The following is a 21,521-nucleotide window of genomic DNA, read 5'->3' as shown; positions in this document are numbered from 1 at the left end:
CGTGGCTCGATCCTCCTCGGCCGGGCGGCGCCGGCGTTCAGGCGCCGCTCGCCCGGAGCATGTCCGCACGCTCGACGATCTTCACTCGCTCCCGCCCCTGCGGTTCCCCGAGCGCCTTCTCCGCCGCGTCGAGGCGGTACCAGCCCTCCCACGTGGTGAACCGGACGTCTCGCTCGGAGAGAAAGGCGTCCACGGCCTCGGGCGCCGGGGAGGCGGGCGTGTGCAGGCGGCCGTTCGCGTGGTCGTCCAGCAGTGAGGCCACGGTCTCGTTGGCGTCGCCCTTGGTGTGGCCGATGAGGCCCACCGGGCCGCGCCGGATCCAGCCCGTCACATACGTGGACTGCAGATGCGCGCCGCTCTCCTCGATGACCCGGCCGCCCTCGTTGGGCACCGTGCCCGACTCGATGTCCCACGGCAGCTTGGGCAGGGAGTCCGACAGGTATCCGACGGCACGGTAGACCGCGGTGATGTCCCAGTCCCGGAACGTGCCCGTGCCCCTGACGTTGCCCGTGCCGTCGAGGGCCGTGCGCTCGGTGCGCAGGCCGACGACCCCGCCGTCCTCGCCGAGGATCTCGGCGGGCGACTCGAAGAAGTGCAGGAACAGCTTGTGCGGCCGGTCGCCGACGTCCCGGATGGCCCAGTTCTCCAGCGTCTTGGCGACCATGTCGGCCTGCTTGTTGCCGCGCCGCGTCGCGATCGAGCCCTCGTCGTAGTCGATGTCCTCGGGGTCGACGATGACCTCGATGCTGGGGGAGTGGTCCAGCTCCCGCAGCTCCATGGGGCTGAACTTGGCCTGTGCCGGGCCGCGGCGGCCGAAGACATGGATCTCGAGCGCCTCGTTGGCCTTGAGGCCGTCGTGGACGTTCGGCGGGATCTCGGTGGGCAGGAGCTCGTCCGCCGTCTTGGCCAGGATGCGGGCCACGTCGAGCGCGACGTTGCCGACGCCGAGGACGGCGACCTTCTGTGCCGTGAGCGGCCAGGTCCGCGGCACGTCCGGGTGCCCGTCGTACCAGGACACGAAGTCGGCCGCGCCGTAGGAGCCGTCGAGATCGATGCCGGGGATGTCGAGGGCGCGGTCGGCCGTCGCACCCGTGGAGAAGAGCACGGCGTCGTAGAACGTGTGCAGGTCGTCCAGGCTGATGTCGGCCGGGTAGTCGACGTTGCCGAACAGCCGGATCTGCGGTTTGTCGAGGACCTGGTGCAGGGCCGTGATGATGCCCTTGATCCGCGGGTGGTCGGGGGCGACGCCGTACCGGATGAGGCCGAACGGGGCCGGCATGCGCTCGAAGATGTCGATGGACACACCGGGCTCGGCGGCCACCTCGGACTTCAGCAGCGCGTCGGCGGCGTAGATACCGGCGGGACCGGCTCCGACTATGGCTACCCGCAGGGGGCGGGGCATGATCAGGTTCCCTTCGAGCGGTGACAGGCGGCTCGTCGGGAAACCCTAAACTAAGGCAAACCTTACCTGGTACTCGGGTCCGGTCTATGCCCTCATAAGGCCATGTTATGTGCAGAGGCGGGAGCTGAAATCCGGGGGGTGCCCTTCCCCTGCCGACCGTCTCGCGGGCCGACCGGACCTGCCGATGCCGCCCCTGCCCCGGCTCATCCGTCGCCTCCGGGCTCGGGGGCGAGGAGGAGCATGGTGGCATCGTCGCGGACGGTGCCGCAGTGACGGACGAGATCCGCCCACACATTCTCCGCGGTCCTGGTCGGATCCTCGACCGCCAGCTGCGGGAGCCGGTCGACCAGCGGGTAGAACGTGCCGTCGGTGTCTCTGGCCTCCCAGATGCCGTCGGACGCCAGGAACACCCGGTCGTCGCGCCCCAGCGGCAGGGCGACCTCGTCGTACGTACCTCCCGGAGACAGGCCGAGCCCCAGCGGCGTACCGGGTGTGACCTCCACTTCGGTGGCCTTGCCGTCCTGGAGCAGCAGGGGCGGCGGACTGCCGCACACGATGATCCGGACGGTGCGGGCGTCGGGGGTGAACTCGAGGAGCACCGCGGTCGCGAAGAGTTCCGGTCGCCGCTCTTCGGTCGAGTCCACGGCCAGCCTGCGGTCCATTCGGGCGGCGACCGACGGAAGGTCCGGCTGATCGAGCACCGCTTCCCTGAAGGCGCCGAGCAGGGATGCGACGGTCGCCACGGCAGACAGCCCGTGACCCTGTACGTCGCCCATGACCGCCCGCACCCCGCCGGGACTCTTGCGCACATCGAAGAAGTCGCCGCCGACGAGCGTCCCGCGCTGTGCCGCGCGGTACAGCCCGGTGCAGTGGACGGGGCCGACCTGCTCGGGCAGCGGGGGAGCGAGGGCGTTCTGGGCGGCTTCGGCCACGGTGCGTTCCAGATCGAGCTGGGCGTCCCGGTGGCTGCGGACATACGACACGAACACGCTCAGCAGTGCGACGAAGCTGATGGTGAGCAGGTCGGCGCTGCCGGGCTGGTCCAGGTGGAAGACCCTTGTGTGCTGCAGACCGATGACCAGGGCGCCGAGTACGGCCGTCGCCGCCGGTCCGTAGGAGAGCACGGCAAGGGGTGGGATAGCGCCGAGCAGGAAGCCGATGTTGAGTGGTTGGGGGCTCACCAGGGTGACGATGCCGACGATCAGCAGCAGGAAGATCGGCAGGATCCGCACCCACCGTGGTGGCGGCGCGCCGCGCAGCCACCCCCGCCGGTCCCCTGCCCGGCGCCACGGAATGGCACTGATGCTTCGCACAGCCCCACATTCCTACGCGAAGCCACCCGCCGCACGTCGGCGCGGGCACGGCGATACTTCTATATCTGCTGCCAGGTGTGTCGCGCACCCGGGCAGGATCAGGGAGCCTGACGCCGCCCCGCAGGACGCGAGGCGGAATGCCAGGTCATGCGGGGCGTGCCGCGCCGTGGATCGCCGAGTTCCCGGCGAAGAAGATCGACTCCTCGCGGATGAAGGAACCGGGACTGGAGGCGTGGACCATCATGGCGTCGCCGGCGTAGATGCCGACGTGGTCGGCGGTGTCGTAGAAGAAGATCAGGTCTCCGGGCCGGAGGTCGGTCAGCGGGATCGCCGTACCCATGGCCGCCTGCTCCTGCGCGGCACGCGGAAGGACGACCCCGGCTGCCCTCCAGGCGGCCTGGGTGAGGCCGGCGGCGTCATACGAGTCGGGTCCGCTCGCACCCCATACGCATGGCTTGCCGATCTGCGCACGGGCGAAGGCGAGGGCCTTCGCGGCCTTCACGTCGTGCCCGCTCACCGGCGTGGAGCCAGCCTCTGCCGGGGTGGCGTGGGGACCGATCTTGGGGGCGGCGGCGTAGGGATCGACGCCGGGCGCGACGGCGAAGGAGTCGGTGCCGGTGCCGGGCGCGACGGCGAATGTGCCGGTGCTGGTGGCGGCGGCGAACGGGTCGGCGGCGGTGGCTCCGGCGATCGGGTCGGTGGGGGGCATCGTGGTGAATGCGCCGGTGCTGGTGGCGGCGTCGAAGGGGTCGATGCCGGTCACCGCGGCGAATGTGCCGGTGCCGGTCGTGTCGGCCAACGGGTCGGTGGTGGCGGCACCGGCGTACGCGTCCGTGGGACCGAGGGCGCCGGCGTACAGGTCTATGGGACCGAGGGCGTCGGCGTACGGGTCCATGGGTCCGAGGGCGTCGGCGTACGGGTCCATGGGGGCGTAGGAGGCGGTGGCCGCGAAGGCACCGCTGCCGAGTGGCGCGACCGGGGCGACCGGGGCCGCGAAGGAGGGGCTCGCTCCGGCAGGCGCGGCCGGCGACTCAAGGCCGGGATAAGAGGGGCCCGGACCCACGGGCGCGGCCGACGACCCAAAGCCGGGGAGGGACGGTTGCTGCTGCCATGCCGCCTCGACCGGGGCATCGGTCTGTCCCGCCGCTGTGGGCCGCGGGGGCTCGATCGCCGCGAGTGGCGTGCGGAGTGCCGCCGCGTGCCGGGCCAGCATCTCGCGGGCAGCGGCCAGCTTCTGCTGGTGCCGCCCCTTGGAGCCCGTCAACGGGGAGGGCCAGGACTTGGCGGCGGGCGCGGGCAGGGCCTTGGGCGGCTCGGTCTCCCGCCGTGACTGCGGCGCGGCGGGCAGCGCCGCGACGGGCCCGGCGGTGAGCTCCAAGGGCCGGGCGGTAGCTCCGGCCGGTCCGGCGGTGAGCTCCGGGAGGGCGCGGTCGTTCCTGTCCCACTCGATCGCCGGGAGATCGTCCGCCGGACGCCGCGCCGGGACCACGGGCCGCGGCTCGGGCGCGCTGTCCGGCATTCTGTCGGCCGGGAGCGCTGCCGGGACGGTGGGACCGACGCTCTCGCGCGCCGCGTCGAACCACTCCTTGGCGATGGCGTCGAGGACGGGATCGACGCGTCTGCGCTCCCCGTTGAAGGCCGGGGCGGGGCGGTTGCGTGTCCCCGCCGCCATCGCGCGGGTGGCGTTGAAGGTCCCACTGTCGGTCTCGGCCCGGTCGTAGAGGTTGCGGATCCGCTGCTGGACCTCGGCGCGGCTCGGCCCGTCATTCCCCGTCAGGGACGATGCGGCGGCGGTGCGGTCGGAGTCGGGCATACCGGGGAGGCCGAAGCCTCCGGGGCGCGAGGTTCGCTCCGGCGCCATGGAGACGTACTCCTTCCGTGCTCCGCCTGCCGAGCTGGCGACGGGGGTGGTGCCCCCAGGCCGCTCAGGCCCTGTGCGGTGCCGGCGGACGAATCCGGGAGGCGTTCCCCACGACCCTTGCCCTGGTGGGCAGTCGGGCCGATTCACCCCATGGCCGGTTGGGTCCCCGGCATCGCTGTGCTGGTGGTGCACCGGGGCTCGGCGGAGGCCGCTGGACCCGGCGAGGTTCGCCGGAGGGAGTCGTACGGCCTGCCGACAACCTAGCCAACTTGTGTGGCTGGCGTGAAGGTTGGAGTGCCAAATGTCCGATACGTAATTGTGACTTTCATCTTGGCGTCTCAGGTCTTGCCCCCAGCACGGACCGCCGCTATGCCGTGGAGGCGGCCGGTCGCAGCACCGCGCTGCGGATGCGGCCGATGACCGGTGGGAGGAACAGCGAACTCACCGTCGCCCCGGCCGCCGCGGACAGGGCGATCGCCCAGGCGACGGGGCCGAGGGGCGTACAGCCGAAGAACTGGCTGAGAACCGGGGTCTGGACCACGGCGGCGAGCGCCGCCATCGAGCCCAGGGAGGACAGCACGATCGGCATGCTGCGGCCCCCGGCCAGCAAGGTCTGGCCGAGTTGCGCGCCGACCAGCGCCACCAGGGCGACGGTGCGGGCGCGCACGGCACGGCCGGTGAACCGGGCGACGAGCCAGCCGGCCAGGGCGCCGAGGGCGGTGGCCACGGCACGGTCGACGGTCTCCTCGGTCAGCGCCGTGCCGAGCGAGACCTCGGGTCCCTCGTGGAGCATGCGCTCGGTGGCTTCGGGACGGGGCGGCCGCAGGGCCACCGCCATCGCCGGTGCGAGGTCCGTGAAGAGGTTCACCAAGAGGAGTTGACGAGCCGTCAGCGGCGAGGTGCCGGTCGTCGCGGCGCCGATGAGGGTGAAGGCGATCTCGCCGAGGTTGCCGCCGACGAGGATCGCCAGGGCCTGCCGCACCGAGGCCCACATGGCGCGGCCCTCCACAAGCGCGGCGAGCACCGTCTCCAACCGGTTGTCCGTCACGACGAGGTCGGCCGCCGCACGTGCGGCCGGCGTGGCCCGGGTGCCGAACGCGATGCCGATGTCCGCGAGCCGGATCGCCGGCGCGTCGTTGGCGCCGTCACCGGTCATCGCGACCGTACGACCCAGGCGTTGGAACGCCTGCACGACACGGACCTTGTGCACGGGGGTACCGCGGGCGACGACACCCACGTCGGGCAGCAACCGCTCGAGCGCGTCGTCGTCCAGGTCGTCGAGTTCGGCGCCTGTCACCACGCGTCTGCCGTCCAGAACGCCGAGTTCGGCGGCGGTCGTGCCGGCGGTGCTCGGGTGGTCTCCGGTGATCATCACGATGTGCACCCCGGCGTCGGCCAGTTGGCGCACCGCGTCCGCTGCCTCACCACGCACCCGGTCGGCGAACGCGAGGAAGCCGAGGAACTCCAGATCGCGCACGGCCTCCTCGGTGAGCTCGTCGACCGTGGCGCCCCGGAGTTCGGCGACCGCGAGGATGCGGTGGCCCTCGGCCGCCAGCTTCTCGCCGGCCGCGAGGACGTCCGCACGTCCCTCCTCGTCCAGCGGCTGTCCCTCACGCGTGGCACAGCGCTCCACGACCTCCTCCGGCGCTCCCTTCACCGACAGGATGTGCGTTCCCTCGGACTCGCTCAGGGTGGCGTGGAAGCCGCGACTCGGCTCGAACGGGAGGCTGGATTCGCGCTGCCAGCCCGGCGCTCCCATGGTCCGGCGCACTCCCGCCTCCTCGGCGCCGTCGGTGACGGCGCCGTCCGTGGCGTGCTCGAGTCCCGCGTCACCGTGCGGACGCGGTGTCGCCCGCAGCGCGGCGGCCAGTACGGCGCGCTGCTCGTCGCCCAGCGATTCCAGGAGCCGGCTCTCGCCGTCGGCGGACACGGCGACCAGGGAGATGTGCCCATGGGTGAGCGTTCCGGTCTTGTCGAAGCACAGTACGTCGGTGCGCCCGGCCGCCTCGATGGTGCGAGGATCCCTGACCAGGGCGCCCCGTGCGGAAAGCCTTCTGGCGGAGGCGAGTTGGGCCGCCGAGACCAGGAAAGGCAGACCTTCCGGGACGCTGGCCACGGCCAGTCCCACGCCCGCGCCGACGGAGTCCCGGACCGGGCGCCCACGCAACGCTCCGGCGGCCATCACGGCAGCGGCCGAACCGAGGGCCACGGGCAGGGTGCTGCGGGTGATCCGGGCCAGCCTGCGCTCCACACCGACGGCGGGGGCGGCACCCCGGCCGATCGCCGCGGCCCGGCTCGCCTCGGTCGCCTTGCCGGTCGCCACGACGACCGCGCAGCCACGCCCGGCCGCGACGGTGGTGCCGTCGTAGACCATGGAGGTACGGTCGGCGAGGTCCGAGGCCAGTACGGGTGCCACGTCCTTGGCCACCGGAAGCGACTCGCCGGTGAGCGCCGACTCGTCGAGCTCCAGATTGTGTGCTTCCAGCAGGCGTGCGTCGGCCGGCACCACGGCACCCGCGTTCAGTTTCACCACATCGCCCACCACCAGCTGCTGCGCGGGCAGGGTGGTCTCCTTCCGGTCCCGCAGCACCTTGGCCATGACGGCCGATTCGCGCCGCAGCTTGGCCACCGCCCGTTCGGTGCGGTGGCGTTGGAAACCGCCGAAGAATCCGGATAGCCCGGTGACCGCCACGATGACGATGGCGTCGAGGACGGCGCCCACCGAGGCGGACATGGCCGCTCCGGCGGCAAGGACGGGCGTGAGCGGGTTGGCCATCTCGATCAGATAGGCACGGACGAGCGAGGACGTGCCGCCCCGCTGCTCGGGGATGGTGCCCCGGTTCTGTGCTTCCTCGCTCGTCAGCCCCTCGGCACGGCTGCCCGTCCGGGCGAGGGCCGTGGCCGGGTCCATCGCGTGCCAGGGCTGACGGGACTCGGCGGTCGGCGGCAGCGGCCGGCGCAGCAGCCGGGCCGCCGACCAGACCCCGGCGGCGGTCCCGAGGGCGGCCGCGGCGTTGTACGCCGTCGTGCCGCGTCTCTCGGGTTGCCGCGAGTCCGCGGCAACCGCCGCCGTCGCGCCCACCGTCGCGGACGCCTGGGAGAGCCTCACCCCGCGCCGCGCACTCTCCCGGGCGCCGCGGCAGGCCTGGACGATCAGGACGGCCCCACCCGGACCATGATCCACGTACAGATCGGCGTTCCAGGGAGGAATCCCGTCCGTGTCGGCGACGCCTACGCCCACGTCCGCGGCCCGGAGCGCCGTCCGGTCCCGTGAGACGAGCAGCACACCGTCGCCGCCGCGCTGGAGGTCCCGTACCGAGTCGACCAGCCGTTCGCCCGCGTCGCGCACCGCGTCGGCCTCCCGCACGGCAGGATCGGCGGTGTGCGTGCCCGCGACCACCACGGTCAGTCCGGCGGCATGGGCGGCGGGGACGAAGGCGCCCGCCGCGTCGTGCAACTGCGGCAGCGCGCTGATCACGGCCACCAGACGGTCCTCCTGCACGAGCCCGAGCACGAGCCGGGCGCCTTCTCGCTGAAGGCGCTCCTGGGCCTGGGCCGCCTCGTCTCCTTGCGCGAGGGACTCGATGGGGCCCAGCGTCCACTCGCCGTCCCGGGACAGCCTCTCGGGCTCCGAGCCGTCGAACAGCCGGTGCGCCTTCGCCGCGAGCTCTCCCGCGGGCGCGTCCTCGTCGAGGGCGATCAGATCGGCCAGCAGATGGGAGCCGGTGGCCAGGACGTCCGTGTCCAGGAGCAGGGTGCCGATCCGGTCCAGCCTGCGCAGGGCGTCGGGACACGGTACGAGCACGCCTCTGTGTGCCAGGCCCCGGCCGAAGGCGCAGGCGAAGCCCTCACGGGCGTGCAGCGGCGCCTTGGGGATGGCCGCCAGCGCGCCGGCGACGGCCTTTCCGGGACGCCGGGTGATGAGAAGCGATCCGGTGAAGGACGCCGCGGCGACCAGGGGCGCCTCGTCGGCGTAGCGCTCGACCGGTCCGCGCTTCAGGGCCTTCGCGCGGGGCGGGGGCGCTGGTTCCGGGCCGTTCGATCCGGCTTCCGGACTACCGGCCAGGCGTGGCTCGGCCGCGGCCCAGGCGGCGCTCTCCGCCTTCGCCTCCATGACCCGCAAGGTGTGTGCCACGGCGTCGGCACCGGCCCCGAGGAGTCCGCCGGAGGCCGCCTGACCGAGCGCCGTGAGCCCGGCCATGACCACTCCGGCGGTCTCGCGGCCCACCGCCTTCTCCACCAGAGACCTGAGCCGCGGCTCGGACTCGACGATCGGGACCAGGGAGGCGACCCAGGCGGGCAGCGGGGCACGCCGGGCCAGTCCCACCGCCGCGGCCAGGGGCATGGCCCCGAGGTGCGCGGCCACGGCCGACGCCGCTCTCCGGGCCGTCCCCCCGGAGAGCGGGTGGTCGGGCAGCGGGTGCTCGACGTCGTGCGCCTCCTCGACCCCCTCGACCACGTCGATCAGGACCGACGCGATCTCCTCGGGGTCGGTGCCGTCGTCGGTGCCGACGAAGACGTGCCCGAGTGCCGTGTTCACCACGGCCCACGCCACCCCGGGCACGTCGCGGAGCCGACGCTCCACGTCGGCGGCCAGCTTCGTCGCGGCCGCGTGGGGCATCTCGCCCTGGCGCAGACCGCGTACGGCGACATGGAGGCGCCCGTCGAAGTGCCGTACACGCCGGCGGCTGCCGTTCCACAACGCGCCTGTGGTGGTCGACACGACGGCACGCAGCAGATCGCATCCCGGCAGTGCCACAGCGCATCACCCGCTCCCGGCGGACCGACGTTCGGCTTTGCTTGCATCAGTAGCCACAAAACGTCGATTCAAATCCGCTATGTGCGGATACCCGGTCCTATGGGGGTATACGCCGTATTTCAGAAGGCGCGCACCAGGGTGGAAGAGGGGGACACCACACCGACTCCGTGAGAGGAGGCCAGGGAATGGCCAAGACAGTGGGGACCACACAAGACCGGGACCAGTCCATGAGGGAGTCCCACGAGGGAGCGGGCCTGCACCTGCACACGCGCACCCTGCACCCTTCGCTGAAGATTCCGTACATCACCAGGGGTGACATGGCGCATACGGCCAAGGCGGCGACGTCGCGAGTGCCGGGCGGCATGCCGTCGACCAAGGATCTCGTGTTCTACGGCGGACTTGGAGCGATGACGGTCGCGGGGGCTCTGGAGTGGCCCGTCGCGCTGGCCGTCGGCGGGGCCACCTATCTGCTGCGCGGTGGCAGAACCCGCAAGGCCGGCGACAAGACGACCGAGCGTAATGCCGGGTCCCCCGCCGCGGTCGGCAAGATGTGACGCGGCACAGCACGACGCCCGGCAGTGGTGTACTGCCGGGCGTCGACGTGTCGGTATGTGGCCCGGCGGGCCGGGCGGAGTCGTCGCGGCGGCCTAGTGCCGCCCGGCGGTCGGAACGCCGGCACGTCAGGGGCGGCCCAGGTGGCGGCCGTACGTCAGACGGCGTCCGCGGGGGTGGCGGTCGTACGCAGGTAGCGCGAGCAGGCGGCCCACAGCTCCCAGGCAAGACGCATGGCGATCGCCTCGGCGATCGCCACACCGATCTTCATCGCGACGGCTGCAAGTATCTGGCCCATGTCGGTATGGCTTTCTGTTCATGTTGCGGATGTCCGATATCCGACGATGGGCCCTTTCCTTGCGTTTCGGGTGCCTCGTGAAGGTACTTTCCCTGTCGTTTGGATGAACAGGCCATGAATGCCGCCGCCCCACGCCTCGGCCGTCCGGCGCACGGTCGTCGCTCCCCGGCGGGCCACCCAGGAGCGCGGGGCTTTGGATTTGCTGCCCGGCGATCTAGATTCTCCGTACAGATTCCGGCGCTTGCCGGGGCTGATGGCGGGACGGAGTCGCCGGTTGGGTGAGGGGACGCCGTCATCGCGGCGCTGAGCCCGCCTCCACGACCGTGGAGCGGCGCGGCAGGTCGCCGAACGGCCGGGGATCTGACGGACCTGAGCCTGCACCCCTCGCCGAGGCCAGGACCTCGCCGGACGCACCCGGCGCGGACGTCAGCGTGCCCGCCGGCACCTACCAGGACGGAGAACACACATGACCGACCCGCAGTTCGTCACCCTGGAGGACGTCCGCGACGCCGCCGTGCGGATCAAGGGCGTGGCGCACCGCACCCCCGTACTGCGGTCACGCACCCTGGACGCCCTGGTCGGCGCCGAGGTCTTCGTCAAGTGCGAGAACTTCCAGCGGATCGGAGCCTTCAAGTTCCGCGGCGCGTACAACGCCGCCTCCCGGCTGTCCGCGGCACAGATGGCGAACGGCATCGCGGCCTACTCCTCGGGCAACCACGCGCAGGCCGTCGCACTCGCCGCGCGTGAACTCGGCACCACCGCTGTGATCCTCATGCCGGAGGACACCCCGCGCTCCAAGATGGAGGCGACCGCCGGCTACGGCGCGGAGATCGTCACCTACGACCGGTACACCGGCGACCGGGTCGCCATCGGCGAGGCACTCGCCACCGACCGCGGTCTGGCGCTCATCCCCCCGTACGAGCATCCGCATGTCATCGCAGGGCAGGGCACCGCGGCCCTCGAACTGCTGGAAGAGGTCGGGGATGTGGACGCCCTGGTGGTGCCCGTCGGGGGCGGCGGCCTGATCGCCGGCAGCGCCACGGCGGCCAAGGGGCTCCGGTCCGGGACCCGGGTCATCGGCGTCGAACCGGAGGCCGGCGACGACACCAAGCGGTCCCTGGAGGCCGGCCGGCGCGTCTCCGTTCCGGTGCCGCGGACCATCGCCGACGGTCAGGCCGCGGACATACCCGGTGAGCTCACCTTCTCCGTCAACCGACGGCTGGTGGACGGTATCGCCCTGGTCAGCGACGACCAGATCCGTGACGCGATGCGGTTCGCCTTCGAGCGGATGAAGATCGTCGTCGAACCGAGCGGCGCCAGCGCGCTGGCGGCGCTTCTGGCCCACCGTGTCGACCGTCTCGCGCGCAGGGTCGGTGTCATCGTCTCCGGCGGCAACATCAGCGCCGACCGGTTCACCCGGATTCTCGCCGGCTGACGCCGGCCCGCCGCCGGTGGAGCCGGGGGCGGCGGGTTCGTCATCTGCTTCCCTGCTGGGACCCGGACCGGTGGCGGAACCCGTTGCCGTGGATGAGCCGACCGTGATGGTGGACGACGTGGGGGGCGGCGGGGATGCGCTGGAGGGCGACGAGGGCGACGTCGTCGTCCAGGCGCGCCCCGGTGTGCTCGAAGAGGTCGCGCCGGATGTGGTGCAGCAGCGTCTCCGGGCTGGCCTGGGTCCAGTGGGCGACGCGTTCGGTGAACGGGTAGAAACTACCTCCGCCGTCCCGTGCCTCGATGACGCCGTCGGTGTAGAGCAGCAGGGTGTCGCCGGGCTCGAAGGAGAACACGTCCAGGGTGTAGTCGGACGGGCTCGTCCTGCCGATCCCCATCGGGGGTGCGGGGTGCAGGCTCGGGACGGTGACGGCGCTTCCGGGGCTGAGCAGCAGCGGGGGAGGATGCCCGCAGCTGGTCATCCGCGTGGTCGCGTCCCCGTCGGGGATCTCCACCAGCAAGGCGGTGGCGAAGCGTTCGCCCTTCTCCTCGTCCGGCTCGAAGTCGGCCAGATACCGGCTCACGCTGTCCTCGAGGGAAGCGGCCAGTTCCGGCAGGGAGTCGTGCCGGTGCGCGGACTCCCGGAAGGCACCGAGCAGCAGCGCGGCCTCGCCGATGGCGGACAGACCCTTGCCGCGTACGTCGCCGATCAGGATCCGTACCGCGTGCTCGGTGCGGGTGGCCGCGTACAGGTCGCCGCCGATCTGCGCCTCGTCCTCGGCGGCCAGGTACAGGCAGGCGATCCGCAGAGGGCCGATCTGTTCCGGCAGCGGCCACAGCAGGACATGCTGCGCCGCCTCGGCCACGGACCGGACCTGGGCGAGCTGCTTGGTGCGCCGGTCCCGGATGGCGCAGTAGATCACGCAGAGGACCGAGAGCAGGGCGAGGGTGCCGATCTGCACGATGTGGTTGGTGGTGGTCAGCCCGCCATGGAGGACGGCGATGATGGCCTGGGCCGCCACCGCCAGCGCCCCGATCAGGGCGGTCGGCCGCGCCCCGGCGAACGACGGGGTGAGGGCGGGCGCCATGACCAGTGTCGGGCCCAGATGGATGGTCTCGGGGGAGTGGATGTCCACCACGGTGATGACCACGATGAGCGCGATCGGAAGGAGAAGCAACGCATGACTCGACTGCCACGGCTGCCCGCTGCCAAGGCTCGGCCGGGAACCCATGCCTTCCACCCTGCCTCGCCGCCGGTCCGGCGGCCACCGCTCGCCCGCGTCACCGCCTGATCCGGACGATCCGAAGCACGGCGCTGAGCAGCTCCCCGCCGGTTGCCCGGAGCGCTGTGCCGGGATCCACGCGGGGGTCCACGGGCGGCTGCGGTCGATCAACGGGAAGCAGGCGCAGATGAGCACCGCCGAGGTGCTCGGGCGAAGGTTCAGGCCATGACCTGTACGGGCTCGCGTACGGGGCGCATGCGCTCCGCCGAGTACTCCGTCCCGCCTCGCCGTGCCGGCGGAATGACCGGACCGCGGGGGCGGGCCGAGGACCGGGGCCGCCGGTCGCCCCGGTCCCGCAGCGGCCAGAAGAGGACGTACGCGGTGGACACGGCCACGAAGCCCAGGCGGATCAGGCCACGCGCCGAGTCGTCGGGGACGACGAAGACACTGCCGTACAGGGTGAGCAGTCCGATCCAGCTCCACCAGGGGACGAGCCGCCGCTGCCCGATCACGTCCCACAACAGGGTGCCGAGCAGGACGGACGCCGTGTAGTAGGTGTAGACGCTCGGGTCGAGGACGATCCGGGCGTTGGCTCCGAGCAGGACGACCGCCGGCCAGCGGCCGCGCCACACGGCGGCACAGCCGAGAGCGAGGCCGAGCGCGGCCTGTGCCGGCCGGTCCCACGGAGGGGTCTGTGGATCGCCGACGCCGAGCCAGCGCAGGGCGGACGCCGGTTGGTTGGGGATGGTGAACTGGGCCGCGGCGAACGTGTGCGGGGCTCCGACGAAGAACGGCAGCCAGACGACCGCGACCAGGGCCGCGCACCACAGGCCCGCGCGCGACCACTGAGGCCTCGGCAGTGCGAGCAGGAGGGGCAGAAAGGCCAGCGCGGTCGGTTTGGAGTCCATGGCCAGGCCCAGGAGGACGCCGGTCGCGGCCGCGTTGCCGCGGGTCAGGGACTGCACTGCGAGGGCCGTGAAGAAGAGCGCGAGGACATCGTCGAGATGGCCGAAGCGCACCGACACCTCGATCCACATCGGGATGAAGGCCAGGCCCGCGATCAGCACACGCTGCCGCAGCCGCTGGTGATTGGTACCGGTGCCCAGGAAGTGCCAGGCGGCGCTGCGCCCGGCCAGAACCACGATCACCAGGCCGAGCCCCGACATCAGGGCGGCGGCCAGGAACTGTCCCACGGCCTCGGCGAACGGGTTGAAGAGACCCGCCACCAGGAAGCTCACCGGACCCATCTGCAGTTCGGGATGATGCGCGTACAGGTTCAGACCGCCGTCGCCTCTGCCCGACGTGCCCTCGTAGAGCAGCTGCCCGCCGGTGCGCAGGTAGTGCCAGGAGAATCCTCCGTGCCGCTCGACCACGGCGAACCAGACGACTGTCCAGGCGGTGAGCAGCACCAAGTGGACCCGCTGACTGATGACGGGCACGCGTCTTCCTTTCGGCTCCTGTCTCCTGCGGACGGCCCGGGGACGTCAAGGCCCCCCTCATGGAGATGGCCGAATGAGGCAGGAGGTTCTGCCGCGGTCGTGAGAGATGCCGACGGGACAGGTGCCACCAGAGGCCGCGGGGGCGGAGGGGACCGCGGACGGCACGGCACGACGGGCATGTCCGTGGGGCGGCGGACCGCGTCGGCGGGCGTGTTCGCCACGGCGGCGATCCTCCTCCTGAGCACCGCCGGCCCCGGCGCTCAACCGGTCCGCCCCCTTCGGGCCGGGGCTACCGGCCCCGGCCGCGCAGCGGCGACAGCACGGAAGGGGTCCCGAATCGCACGGCGACTCCGGGGGAGTAGAGCACGCTGACCGGCGGACGCGTCATACGAGGCAGTCCCGCGGCGGTGACCAGACCGTCGTCGAGGTCCAGCAGGTCCGCCCGGTGCAGCGGCCACGGCTGGTGGTCGTTGGGCAGATGGACGGTGCGCCCGTGCCACGACATATGCAGGCCCCAGCGGGCAGTCAGGAACCGCTCCAGCGGTGTGGGTTCCGTGATCCGCCGGCCTATGCGCACCACGGCCCGGCTGGCCGGCCCCGTTTCCGGCGGGCGGCGTCGGCGGCAGCCGTAGGTGATGACATCGTGCTCACGGCGCAGGTGCATCGCCGACCAGGTGTAGGGCAGCCGGACACCCAGCCGGCCCACGAGCGCGGGAAGGAGACGGGCGGCGTCGAGCGACCGGAACACCACGCCGCGTCTGCCCTCCCCGTCGACCGAGTACAGGCGCACATTGGTTTCGCAGAACGTGCCGAGATACGGCAGTCCGGGCCCCGCTCCGAGGCCCGCGCCGCGCATCATGAAGGGGACCAGCCCGACGTAGGTGACCCCGTCGAGAGTGTCGGGCCGGGTGCCGGCCGGCAGCAGCCCCGCCACTTCCTCCGGCGCCACCGGCCAGTGCACAAAGGTCAGTTCGTGCCAGCCCTGCACGAGAGTGGGCCGTCGCACGGGGCGTGGGGTGGACAGGGTGATCGGCTCGGTTTCCATGACGGGCATTCCAGCAGGGGACCACGGACGGCGGGGCGCGCTGAACTCGGTGCGGTACGGCGGTCCGTCACCGTAACGCCGTGCACGACACTCGGGGCAGGGCCGAGGGCGGCGGACGTGCGCGGAACTGCGCTGGTCAGTACGGTGGCGGCTGGTGCCCGGCTGCGGGCACGGATTCGGGCAGGTGAGCCCGCACGTCATCGACCGGTGGAGGCGGCATGGTCGGGAACAATGCGGAAACGCTGCCGCGCAAGACGTACGAGCGGGAACTGCTGCGTCTGCAGACCGAGTTGGTGCGGCTGCAGGAATGGGTGCGGGCGGAGGGCGCCCGGTTGGTCGTCATCTTCGAGGGCCGGGACGCGGCGGGCAAGGGCGGCACCATCAAACGGGTGACGGAACACCTCAATCCGCGGCTGGCGCGGATCGCGGCACTGCCCAAGCCGACCGAGCGCGAGCGCACCCAGTGGTACTTCCAGCGGTACGTCGAGCATCTTCCCGCGGCCGGGGAGATCGTGCTGTTCGACCGCAGTTGGTACAACCGGGCCGGAGTCGAGCACGTGATGGGCTTCTGCACGGCGGAGGAGTACCAGTTGTTCCTGCGGCAGTGCCCGATCTTCGAGCGGATGCTGGTGGAGGACGGGATCCTGCTGCGCAAATACTGGTTCTCGGTGAGCGACGCCGTACAGCAGGCGCGTTTCCGGCGCCGGCTGCAGGATCCGTTGCGGCGCTGGAAGCTCTCGCCGATGGACCTGGAGTCGCTCACCCACTGGGAGGCGTACTCACGGGCCAAGGACGAGATGCTGGTGCACACCGACATCGCGGATGCCCCGTGGTACATCGTGGAGAGCGATGACAAGCGCCGGGCCCGGGTCAACATGATCGCCCATCTGCTCGGCTCGGTCCCGTACCACGAGGTGCAGCCCCCGGTGCTGGAACTGCCCGAACGGCCACCGTCGACCGGATACGAGCGCCCGCCCCGCGATCTGCAGACCTACGTCCCCGACCACGCGGCGAGCCTGTAGCGTCCCCTCGGTCCACAGCGGCCGGCCCTGGCGGGGCCGCGGGGATCCACGGGCGCTGCGTACTAGGGCCGCAGACCGTCGAAGACGACGTTCAGATGGCGCGGGCCGCGGAGCACCGCGTTCTGCCGGTAGGGCGGCGGATCCTCGGCCAGCCGCGGGTTGTCCAGCCGGCGGGCCAGTTCGGACAGCGCGATCTGCGCCTCCAGCCGGGCCAGCGGCGCGCCGAAGCACGCATGGATGCCACTGCCGAAGCCGAGGTGCTGGATGTCGCCACGGTAGGGATCGAACCGGTCGGGGTCCTGGAAGCGCTCGGGGTCCCGGTTGCCCGCCGCGAGGACGAGCCAGATGCGCGAGCCCTTCGGAATGGTGACCCCGCGCACCTCGATGTCCGCGATACAGGTGCGCTGCGGCACGAGTTGCACGGGCGGTTCGTAGCGCAGTAGTTCCTCCACGATGTTGACGGCCAGTCCGGGGTCCTCGCGCAGCTTCCGCAGGTACTCCGGGTGGCGCAGCAGCGTGAGCATGCCGTTGGTGATCAGGTTGACCGTCGTCTCATGGCCCGCGATCAGCAGCAGTACGGAGGTGGTGAGCACCTCCATCGTGGTCATGGGGCCGTCGGGGCCGTGGCCCCCCAACCAGTTGGGACAACATGTCCTCACCCGGGTTCTTGCTCCGCTGCTCGACCAGACCGGCCAGGTACATGCCCAACTGCAGCCGTGCCTCCTGCGCGGCGCGCCGGCGTTCGTCGCCGTCGTCGCCCGTGTCCGGATCCAGACCGGCGACGATCGGGTCGACCCAGGCGCGAAAGCGCGGCTCGTACGCCGGTCGCGATCAGCAGCCGGTCGTACTCCACCTCGTCCCCGTCGGCCAGCCGGACCCGCTTGGCCGTCAGGTCGAGGCCGGTCGCCGCCACCCCCAGACGCCACTTCGCGTCGATCTCCCGGCGCTGGGCAGATCGGTGTCGTGCGGGGACGCCCGGCCCAGCAGGACGGCCTTGGACAGCGGGGGCCGGTCGTACGGCTCGTACGGCTCGTCCCCGATCATGGTGAGAGAGCCGGCGAACCTCTCGGCGCGCAGCGTCTCGGCCGCTCGCAGACCCGCCAGCGACGCGCCGACGATCACGATCCGGCCCGCGCGTCTGAGCCACTCCAGGAAGTCTTCAGCGGGCATCGGACATCCCCACGGCGGACCGGTCGTCCGGGTGGCCGAGTCCGTCGGCGGTGATCGCCTGCACCGGGCAGGCCGCGACGGCGCGCGCCACCTTCTCCCGCTGCTCCTCCCCGGCCCGTGGGTTGTAGACGAGCGACTCCTCGCCGTGCATGGTGAAGACGTCCGGCGCGAGGAACGCGCATTGCGCGTATCCCTGGCACTTGTTGAGATCGACGACGAGTCTCATCGACGCCACGCCCCTTCCGCGGCCAGGTCCGTCGGGGCACCGCCCGAACGGCGGGGCATCAGCGGACGACGGTCGTCTCCCCCCACGCCAGCATCGAAGGCGGTACTGCGCCGTGCTCGCCGGGATGCGCCGAAGGAGTGACCGGCCGCGCCCCGGCCTCGCCGCGCCGTCGAGAGGGTGGCGCCAGCGGGGACGGCCGAACGGCAGACCGGTTCCGTGGCCTCCGGCCGGGCCTCAGCCGCTCGCCAGTTCTCCGAGGAAGCCGCGGACGTACCCGGCGACGGTGTCGAGATGGCTCTCGATCAGGAAGTGGCCGCCGTTGATGAGATGGATCTGAGCGTCGGGCAGATCCCTGCGGAACGCCTCCGCGCCGGCCGCCGCGAAGATCTCGTCGTTGCGCCCCCAGACGGCCAGCAGCGGAACCTGCGTGGTCCGGAAGTACTCGTGCAGCCTGGGATAGAGAACCCGGTTGGTCGTGTAGTCCTTGAAGAGGGCGAGCTGGATCTCCGCGTTGCCCGGGCGCTGGATGAGCGCGTGGTCGTGCGTCCAGGTGTCGGGACTGACCAGCTCAGGGTCGGGTACGCCGTGCAGGTACTGCCAGCGGATGGCGTCCAGGCCCAGTGCCGGGCGCAGCGCCGCCTCCGTCCCTGCCGTCTGCTCGGCCCCGTACGCCCAGATCGGCGCCCAGAACTGCTCCACGAACCCGTCCTCGTAGGCGTTGCCGCTCTGGGAGATGATCGCGGTGATGCGCTCGGGGTGTGCCAGTGCCAGGCGCCAGCCGATGGGCGCGCCGTAGTCCTGCACCAGCATCGCGTAATCCGTCACGCCGAGTTCGGTCAGCAGCCCGTCGGTGAGGCGGCCCAGTGCGTCGAAGCTGTAGTCGAAGACGTGGACGCCCGGGGTGTCGGACTGCCCGAAGCCCAGGAGGTCGGGAGCGATCACGCGGTATCGGTCGGCCAGCGCCGGGATCAGATGGCGGTACATGTGCGAACTCGAGGGATAGCCGTGCAGCAGCACGACGACCGGCGCCTCCTCCGGGCCCGCCTCCCGGTAGAAGAGCCGACTCCCCGACACCTGCGCGAACCGATGCCGAACATCCATGGCTGACTTCCTTGGAGGAGGTGACGGGGTTACAACTCTGCGCCACGCGTCGATGGACCCGTCATCGACACGCGCGCCGTTGTCCGCCGCGCACCCTCGGCCCGGTGGTGCACTGCGGCGTCCCCGACCGCGGTGCGGTCAGCGGCGCCGTCCGCTGGCGGGAACCGTCACATGTGCGCGCGGGCGGAGGCCCGGGGCGAGTTGCAGCGCTCCGCGCGGTGTTCCGCCCGGCCCGCGGAGAGGGCATGGGCCGGCCGGGACAGAGTGAGCGTTATGGACTCGCCCGCCGGCAGCCACAGCGAGTTGCCGCTGTAGCGCGTCGGCAGCACCCGTTGACCGGACTCGGCGTGGAGGAGCGACCCCTGGACCATGGCCGCCACGGACGCACCCCGGTTGCGCGGGCGCGCCGTGACCAGTGCCGCACACCCGAGTCGTCCGTGCCGGTGATGTCCTCGGACACCCGCGTGCGCGGACCCTGGTTCAGGGCCCGCATGTCGTGTGCGTCGCGATAGCGCCCGTACGTGGTCTCGCTGGGCAGTACGCCGTGCGCGCCGGTCAGGCGCAGCAGCAGATGGAGGTCCGGCAGCACGGTGCCGGCACCGCGGACGACGGTGGCGTCGGTGATGGGACGCCTTCGCCGCGCGATTCCTCGCGGGCCTTCTGCGGGGGTGAGACCATGACACGCGCTCCGGTCCGGCCATGACCGCCGGTTCGGCCCTCAAGGCGACGGGGATCACGGTCCATTGCCGGACGTGAGTGGGATCGCACGACTCCTCGGTCTCCCGGCGCGGAGGTGGGCGGAACACGAGGGGTGAACTGTCGTCCGTCCCGCCGGAGCCACGGCATCCGGGAGTTGCGCCTGACGGAGGAGTGCGCGACCCTCCGGGGCCTCAGCCGGCCTGGTCCGGCAGTGCCTCGTCCTCGGACCGTGCCGTCGCATCGGCGCCGTCGGGAGCGGTGTAGAAGACGGACGTGCCCTGCTTGGTGCGGTGGGCGTGGTTCTTGGCCACGAGTCCTTCGAGCGTCGTGCGCACGACGGTGGTCTTGATACCGCGCTCGGGGTGAGCCTGACCGAGTGTGGCGGCGACTTCTGCGGCGGAGCGCGGTTCGCTCTGCCCGGTGAGGTGGCTGCGGACCAGTTCGACCAGCGTGGGCCCTGACGCCTTCGCGGAAGCGGACCTTCCCGCGCCCTTCTTGGCAGCGGCCTTCCCGCCGGTCCTCTTCCCGGCCGTCGTGTCCTCCTGCTCGGCACCGGACTTCTTCCCTCGCGTCCGCTTGCTCGTGCCGACCCCGATGGACCGCTTCCTGCGCGGAGCGGGCACGGTGGCGCTGTCGGGCTCGGCCGCGGGCTGAGCCGGGGCGGGCGCGACACCGAGGGCCTGCTGCATGTTGACCAGCACCGCGTAGTCGACCTGGAGGGTGGCCAACTGCTCCTGCAGAGCGGCGATCTCCGCTCCGACGCGCTCCTGTTCCTTGGCGTTGCGCTCCAGGTCGCTGGTCACCTGGGCGGTGTACTGCGACGTCAGTTCCGTGGTGGTGGTCGTGCTGGTCTCCGACATGGTGCTGACCTCTCCTCGCCTCTTTGGCTGTGCTGACGGACCCGTGACACATGCGGGGAGCCGTGCGTGTGCGCTCCCGTGCCCGGTGTCCGGGTAGCAGGGGCGTAACCATTGGGCAATCCCCTGGTGTCCAGATAGTACGGACGACGGGAGATGAATTGTTCCTCTCGAGACATGTCTTTCCCCCACCGAACGGGAGAGATGGGCATCACTAACTCGTCGGGGGTCGTTGTCCCGAGCGCGATTCGAGCCCCAACCCATCATCAGGAAGCGGTAGTTGTGCGCATTCGGTCTGACATGGCGGTCGGCCGGACGAGTTGATCGGCGGGACGCACTCGGCGTGGTCGTCGCCGCTCGGGTCACGGCGTGCCGCATGCCGGCCGACGAGGCGGGACGCCGCATGTCCGGTGCCGCCCTGATCGGCCAGGAGGTGACGCCAGGCTCGGGGAGTTGGGGAAGCGAGACGCCTAAATGAGGTTGGCGGTAAGCGAGTCGAGCTCGCTCGTTGGGTATGCCGACCGTCACTCCGACTACGGCGGCGCCCCGCCCGGCCGGGCCCGTCGCCCCCTCGCCCGGGACCTCCCGTCCGGTGCTGCGACGTCGTACGGCCTGTCAGGTCGGTTGTGTGTGCGGGGTGGGACGGGGGACTGGTGTGGGTTGCCGGCGCGGCATGACGCGCCGTCAGTGCGATCATTACGCTAATGGGATTGTTCTTATTATCGTCTGCATGTCCGACATGACGGTTATTTCGCGCTTATGTACCGTCAATCTCGCATCGGCTTACAGCCGAGGTGTCTGAGACAGGAGAGGTGACATGCCAACGTGTTCCATCGCGCTAACCGCCGCTGTTGCGGCTGGTTCGGCCCTCGTGGCCAGTGGTATCACGTACGCCGCCACCGAGCCGGCGCGGGGCGGTGCGGAGGCCTGGCAGGTCGCCGCCACTTCCGCCGGTCCCGCTGTCTCTCCGCTCGGCCGCAGTAACGACAGCAAGGGCAACGGCAACGGCGACGGGAACGGCAACGGGAACGGGAACGGGAACGGGAACGGGAACGGGAACGGGAACGGGAACGGGAACGGGAACGGGAACGGGAACGGGAACGGGAACGGGAACGGGAACGGC

The 21,521-nt window shown here is 71.5% G+C and carries 15 protein-coding genes and 2 pseudogenes; 4 read left to right on the top strand and 13 right to left on the bottom strand.

Going from position 1 to position 21,521, the window contains the following annotated elements; translation table 11 throughout:
* Positions 1 to 37: 37 nt before the first annotated feature.
* From ABZ904_RS20825 to ABZ904_RS20810, 4 genes are all read right to left on the bottom strand, one after another.
* The gene (locus ABZ904_RS20825) at positions 38 to 1,402 is read right to left on the bottom strand and encodes an FAD-dependent oxidoreductase (RefSeq protein WP_360998863.1); all 1,365 of its coding nucleotides are present in this window, start codon (positions 1,400 to 1,402) and stop codon (positions 38 to 40) included.
* A gap of 203 nt (positions 1,403 to 1,605) precedes the next feature.
* Entirely contained in the window at positions 1,606 to 2,715 is a 1,110-nt protein-coding gene (locus ABZ904_RS20820; protein ID WP_359397664.1) for a PP2C family protein-serine/threonine phosphatase, read from the bottom strand.
* A 145-nt stretch (positions 2,716 to 2,860) separates the two neighbouring features.
* Positions 2,861 to 4,576 carry an NlpC/P60 family protein gene (locus tag ABZ904_RS20815; protein ID WP_361824933.1) on the bottom strand — a complete coding sequence of 572 codons (1,716 nt, stop codon included), beginning with the start codon at positions 4,574 to 4,576 and terminating at the stop codon, positions 2,861 to 2,863.
* Positions 4,577 to 4,943: 367 nt separating this feature from the next.
* Positions 4,944 to 9,335 (bottom strand): cation-transporting P-type ATPase, encoded by a 4,392-nt coding sequence (locus ABZ904_RS20810; RefSeq protein ID WP_361824931.1) that lies wholly within the window; start codon positions 9,333 to 9,335, stop codon positions 4,944 to 4,946.
* Between the two features lie 185 nt (positions 9,336 to 9,520).
* Between ABZ904_RS20810 and ABZ904_RS20805 the strand changes: the two genes are divergently transcribed.
* A complete protein-coding gene (locus ABZ904_RS20805) occupies positions 9,521 to 9,889 on the top strand; it encodes a hypothetical protein (RefSeq protein ID WP_359397670.1) in 369 nt (122 codons plus the stop codon).
* Positions 9,890 to 10,044: 155 nt separating this feature from the next.
* Here the strand turns inward: ABZ904_RS20805 and ABZ904_RS20800 are convergent, their stop codons facing one another.
* Positions 10,045 to 10,185, bottom strand: a complete 141-nt coding sequence (locus ABZ904_RS20800) for a hypothetical protein (RefSeq protein ID WP_360998859.1) — start codon at positions 10,183 to 10,185, stop codon at positions 10,045 to 10,047.
* 466 nt (positions 10,186 to 10,651) lie between these two features.
* Between ABZ904_RS20800 and ABZ904_RS20795 the strand changes: the two genes are divergently transcribed.
* Positions 10,652 to 11,620 (top strand): pyridoxal-phosphate dependent enzyme, encoded by a 969-nt coding sequence (locus ABZ904_RS20795; protein WP_360998857.1) that lies wholly within the window; start codon positions 10,652 to 10,654, stop codon positions 11,618 to 11,620.
* A 40-nt stretch (positions 11,621 to 11,660) separates the two neighbouring features.
* Here the strand turns inward: ABZ904_RS20795 and ABZ904_RS20790 are convergent, their stop codons facing one another.
* From ABZ904_RS20790 to ABZ904_RS20780, 3 genes are all read right to left on the bottom strand, one after another.
* Positions 11,661 to 12,848, bottom strand: a complete 1,188-nt coding sequence (locus tag ABZ904_RS20790; protein WP_359397676.1) for a PP2C family protein-serine/threonine phosphatase — start codon at positions 12,846 to 12,848, stop codon at positions 11,661 to 11,663.
* 209 nt (positions 12,849 to 13,057) lie between these two features.
* Complete coding sequence (locus ABZ904_RS20785; RefSeq protein ID WP_359397678.1) at positions 13,058 to 14,278, bottom strand: hypothetical protein; 1,221 nt, start codon at positions 14,276 to 14,278, stop codon at positions 13,058 to 13,060.
* Positions 14,279 to 14,567: 289 nt separating this feature from the next.
* Complete coding sequence (locus ABZ904_RS20780; RefSeq protein WP_359397680.1) at positions 14,568 to 15,323, bottom strand: DUF2071 domain-containing protein; 756 nt, start codon at positions 15,321 to 15,323, stop codon at positions 14,568 to 14,570.
* A 218-nt stretch (positions 15,324 to 15,541) separates the two neighbouring features.
* On the opposite strand from ABZ904_RS20780, the gene ppk2 reads away from it, so the two are divergent.
* Entirely contained in the window at positions 15,542 to 16,345 is an 804-nt protein-coding gene (gene ppk2 / locus ABZ904_RS20775; protein WP_361824928.1) for a polyphosphate kinase 2, read from the top strand.
* Positions 16,346 to 16,410: 65 nt separating this feature from the next.
* On the opposite strand, the pseudogene ABZ904_RS20770 reads toward ppk2, so the two are convergent.
* From ABZ904_RS20770 to ABZ904_RS20750, 5 genes and pseudogenes are all read right to left on the bottom strand, one after another.
* A pseudogene (locus ABZ904_RS20770) lies at positions 16,411 to 17,515 on the bottom strand (FAD-dependent oxidoreductase); the annotation flags it as partial.
* Complete coding sequence (locus tag ABZ904_RS20765; protein WP_359397684.1) at positions 17,505 to 17,741, bottom strand: ferredoxin; 237 nt, start codon at positions 17,739 to 17,741, stop codon at positions 17,505 to 17,507. The gene ABZ904_RS20765 and the pseudogene ABZ904_RS20770, both read right to left, overlap by 11 nt.
* 234 nt (positions 17,742 to 17,975) lie before the next feature.
* Positions 17,976 to 18,842: an alpha/beta hydrolase gene (locus ABZ904_RS20760; protein WP_361824926.1), complete on the bottom strand. Its 867-nt coding sequence runs from the start codon at positions 18,840 to 18,842 to the stop codon at positions 17,976 to 17,978.
* Between the two features lie 167 nt (positions 18,843 to 19,009).
* On the bottom strand, positions 19,010 to 19,213 hold the full coding sequence (locus ABZ904_RS20755) for a hypothetical protein (RefSeq protein WP_361824982.1): 204 nt from the start codon (positions 19,211 to 19,213) through the stop codon (positions 19,010 to 19,012).
* A gap of 519 nt (positions 19,214 to 19,732) precedes the next feature.
* A complete protein-coding gene (locus tag ABZ904_RS20750) occupies positions 19,733 to 20,401 on the bottom strand; it encodes a hypothetical protein (protein WP_359397688.1) in 669 nt (222 codons plus the stop codon).
* Positions 20,402 to 21,269: 868 nt separating this feature from the next.
* Between ABZ904_RS20750 and ABZ904_RS20745 the strand changes: the two are divergent.
* Positions 21,270 to 21,521: pseudogene (locus tag ABZ904_RS20745) on the top strand (hypothetical protein); the annotation flags it as partial.

The organism is Streptomyces sp. NPDC046900 (assembly GCF_040644975.1).
In the GTDB taxonomy this organism is placed as follows: domain Bacteria; phylum Actinomycetota; class Actinomycetes; order Streptomycetales; family Streptomycetaceae; genus Streptomyces.
Note: the sequence above shows the minus strand (reverse complement) of the source record. Positions and strands in the feature narration are given on the sequence as shown.

What these genes read in the sequence shown, in the direction of transcription:
- ABZ904_RS20795 (WP_360998857.1), top strand. Translation starts at nt 10,652, where the DNA reads ATGACCGACCCGCAGTTCGTCACCCTGGAGGACGTCCGCGACGCCGCC.
- ABZ904_RS20780 (WP_359397680.1), bottom strand. Translation starts at nt 15,323, where the DNA reads ATGGAAACCGAGCCGATCACCCTGTCCACCCCACGCCCCGTGCGACGG.
- ABZ904_RS20760 (WP_361824926.1), bottom strand. Translation starts at nt 18,842, where the DNA reads ATGGATGTTCGGCATCGGTTCGCGCAGGTGTCGGGGAGTCGGCTCTTC.
- ABZ904_RS20750 (WP_359397688.1), bottom strand. Translation starts at nt 20,401, where the DNA reads ATGTCGGAGACCAGCACGACCACCACCACGGAACTGACGTCGCAGTAC.
- ABZ904_RS20815 (WP_361824933.1), bottom strand. Translation starts at nt 4,576, where the DNA reads ATGGCGCCGGAGCGAACCTCGCGCCCCGGAGGCTTCGGCCTCCCCGGT.
- ppk2 (WP_361824928.1), top strand. Translation starts at nt 15,542, where the DNA reads ATGGTCGGGAACAATGCGGAAACGCTGCCGCGCAAGACGTACGAGCGG.
- ABZ904_RS20800 (WP_360998859.1), bottom strand. Translation starts at nt 10,185, where the DNA reads ATGGGCCAGATACTTGCAGCCGTCGCGATGAAGATCGGTGTGGCGATC.
- ABZ904_RS20805 (WP_359397670.1), top strand. Translation starts at nt 9,521, where the DNA reads ATGGCCAAGACAGTGGGGACCACACAAGACCGGGACCAGTCCATGAGG.
- ABZ904_RS20825 (WP_360998863.1), bottom strand. Translation starts at nt 1,402, where the DNA reads ATGCCCCGCCCCCTGCGGGTAGCCATAGTCGGAGCCGGTCCCGCCGGT.
- ABZ904_RS20790 (WP_359397676.1), bottom strand. Translation starts at nt 12,848, where the DNA reads ATGGGTTCCCGGCCGAGCCTTGGCAGCGGGCAGCCGTGGCAGTCGAGT.
- ABZ904_RS20755 (WP_361824982.1), bottom strand. Translation starts at nt 19,213, where the DNA reads ATGGTCCAGGGGTCGCTCCTCCACGCCGAGTCCGGTCAACGGGTGCTG.
- ABZ904_RS20765 (WP_359397684.1), bottom strand. Translation starts at nt 17,741, where the DNA reads ATGAGACTCGTCGTCGATCTCAACAAGTGCCAGGGATACGCGCAATGC.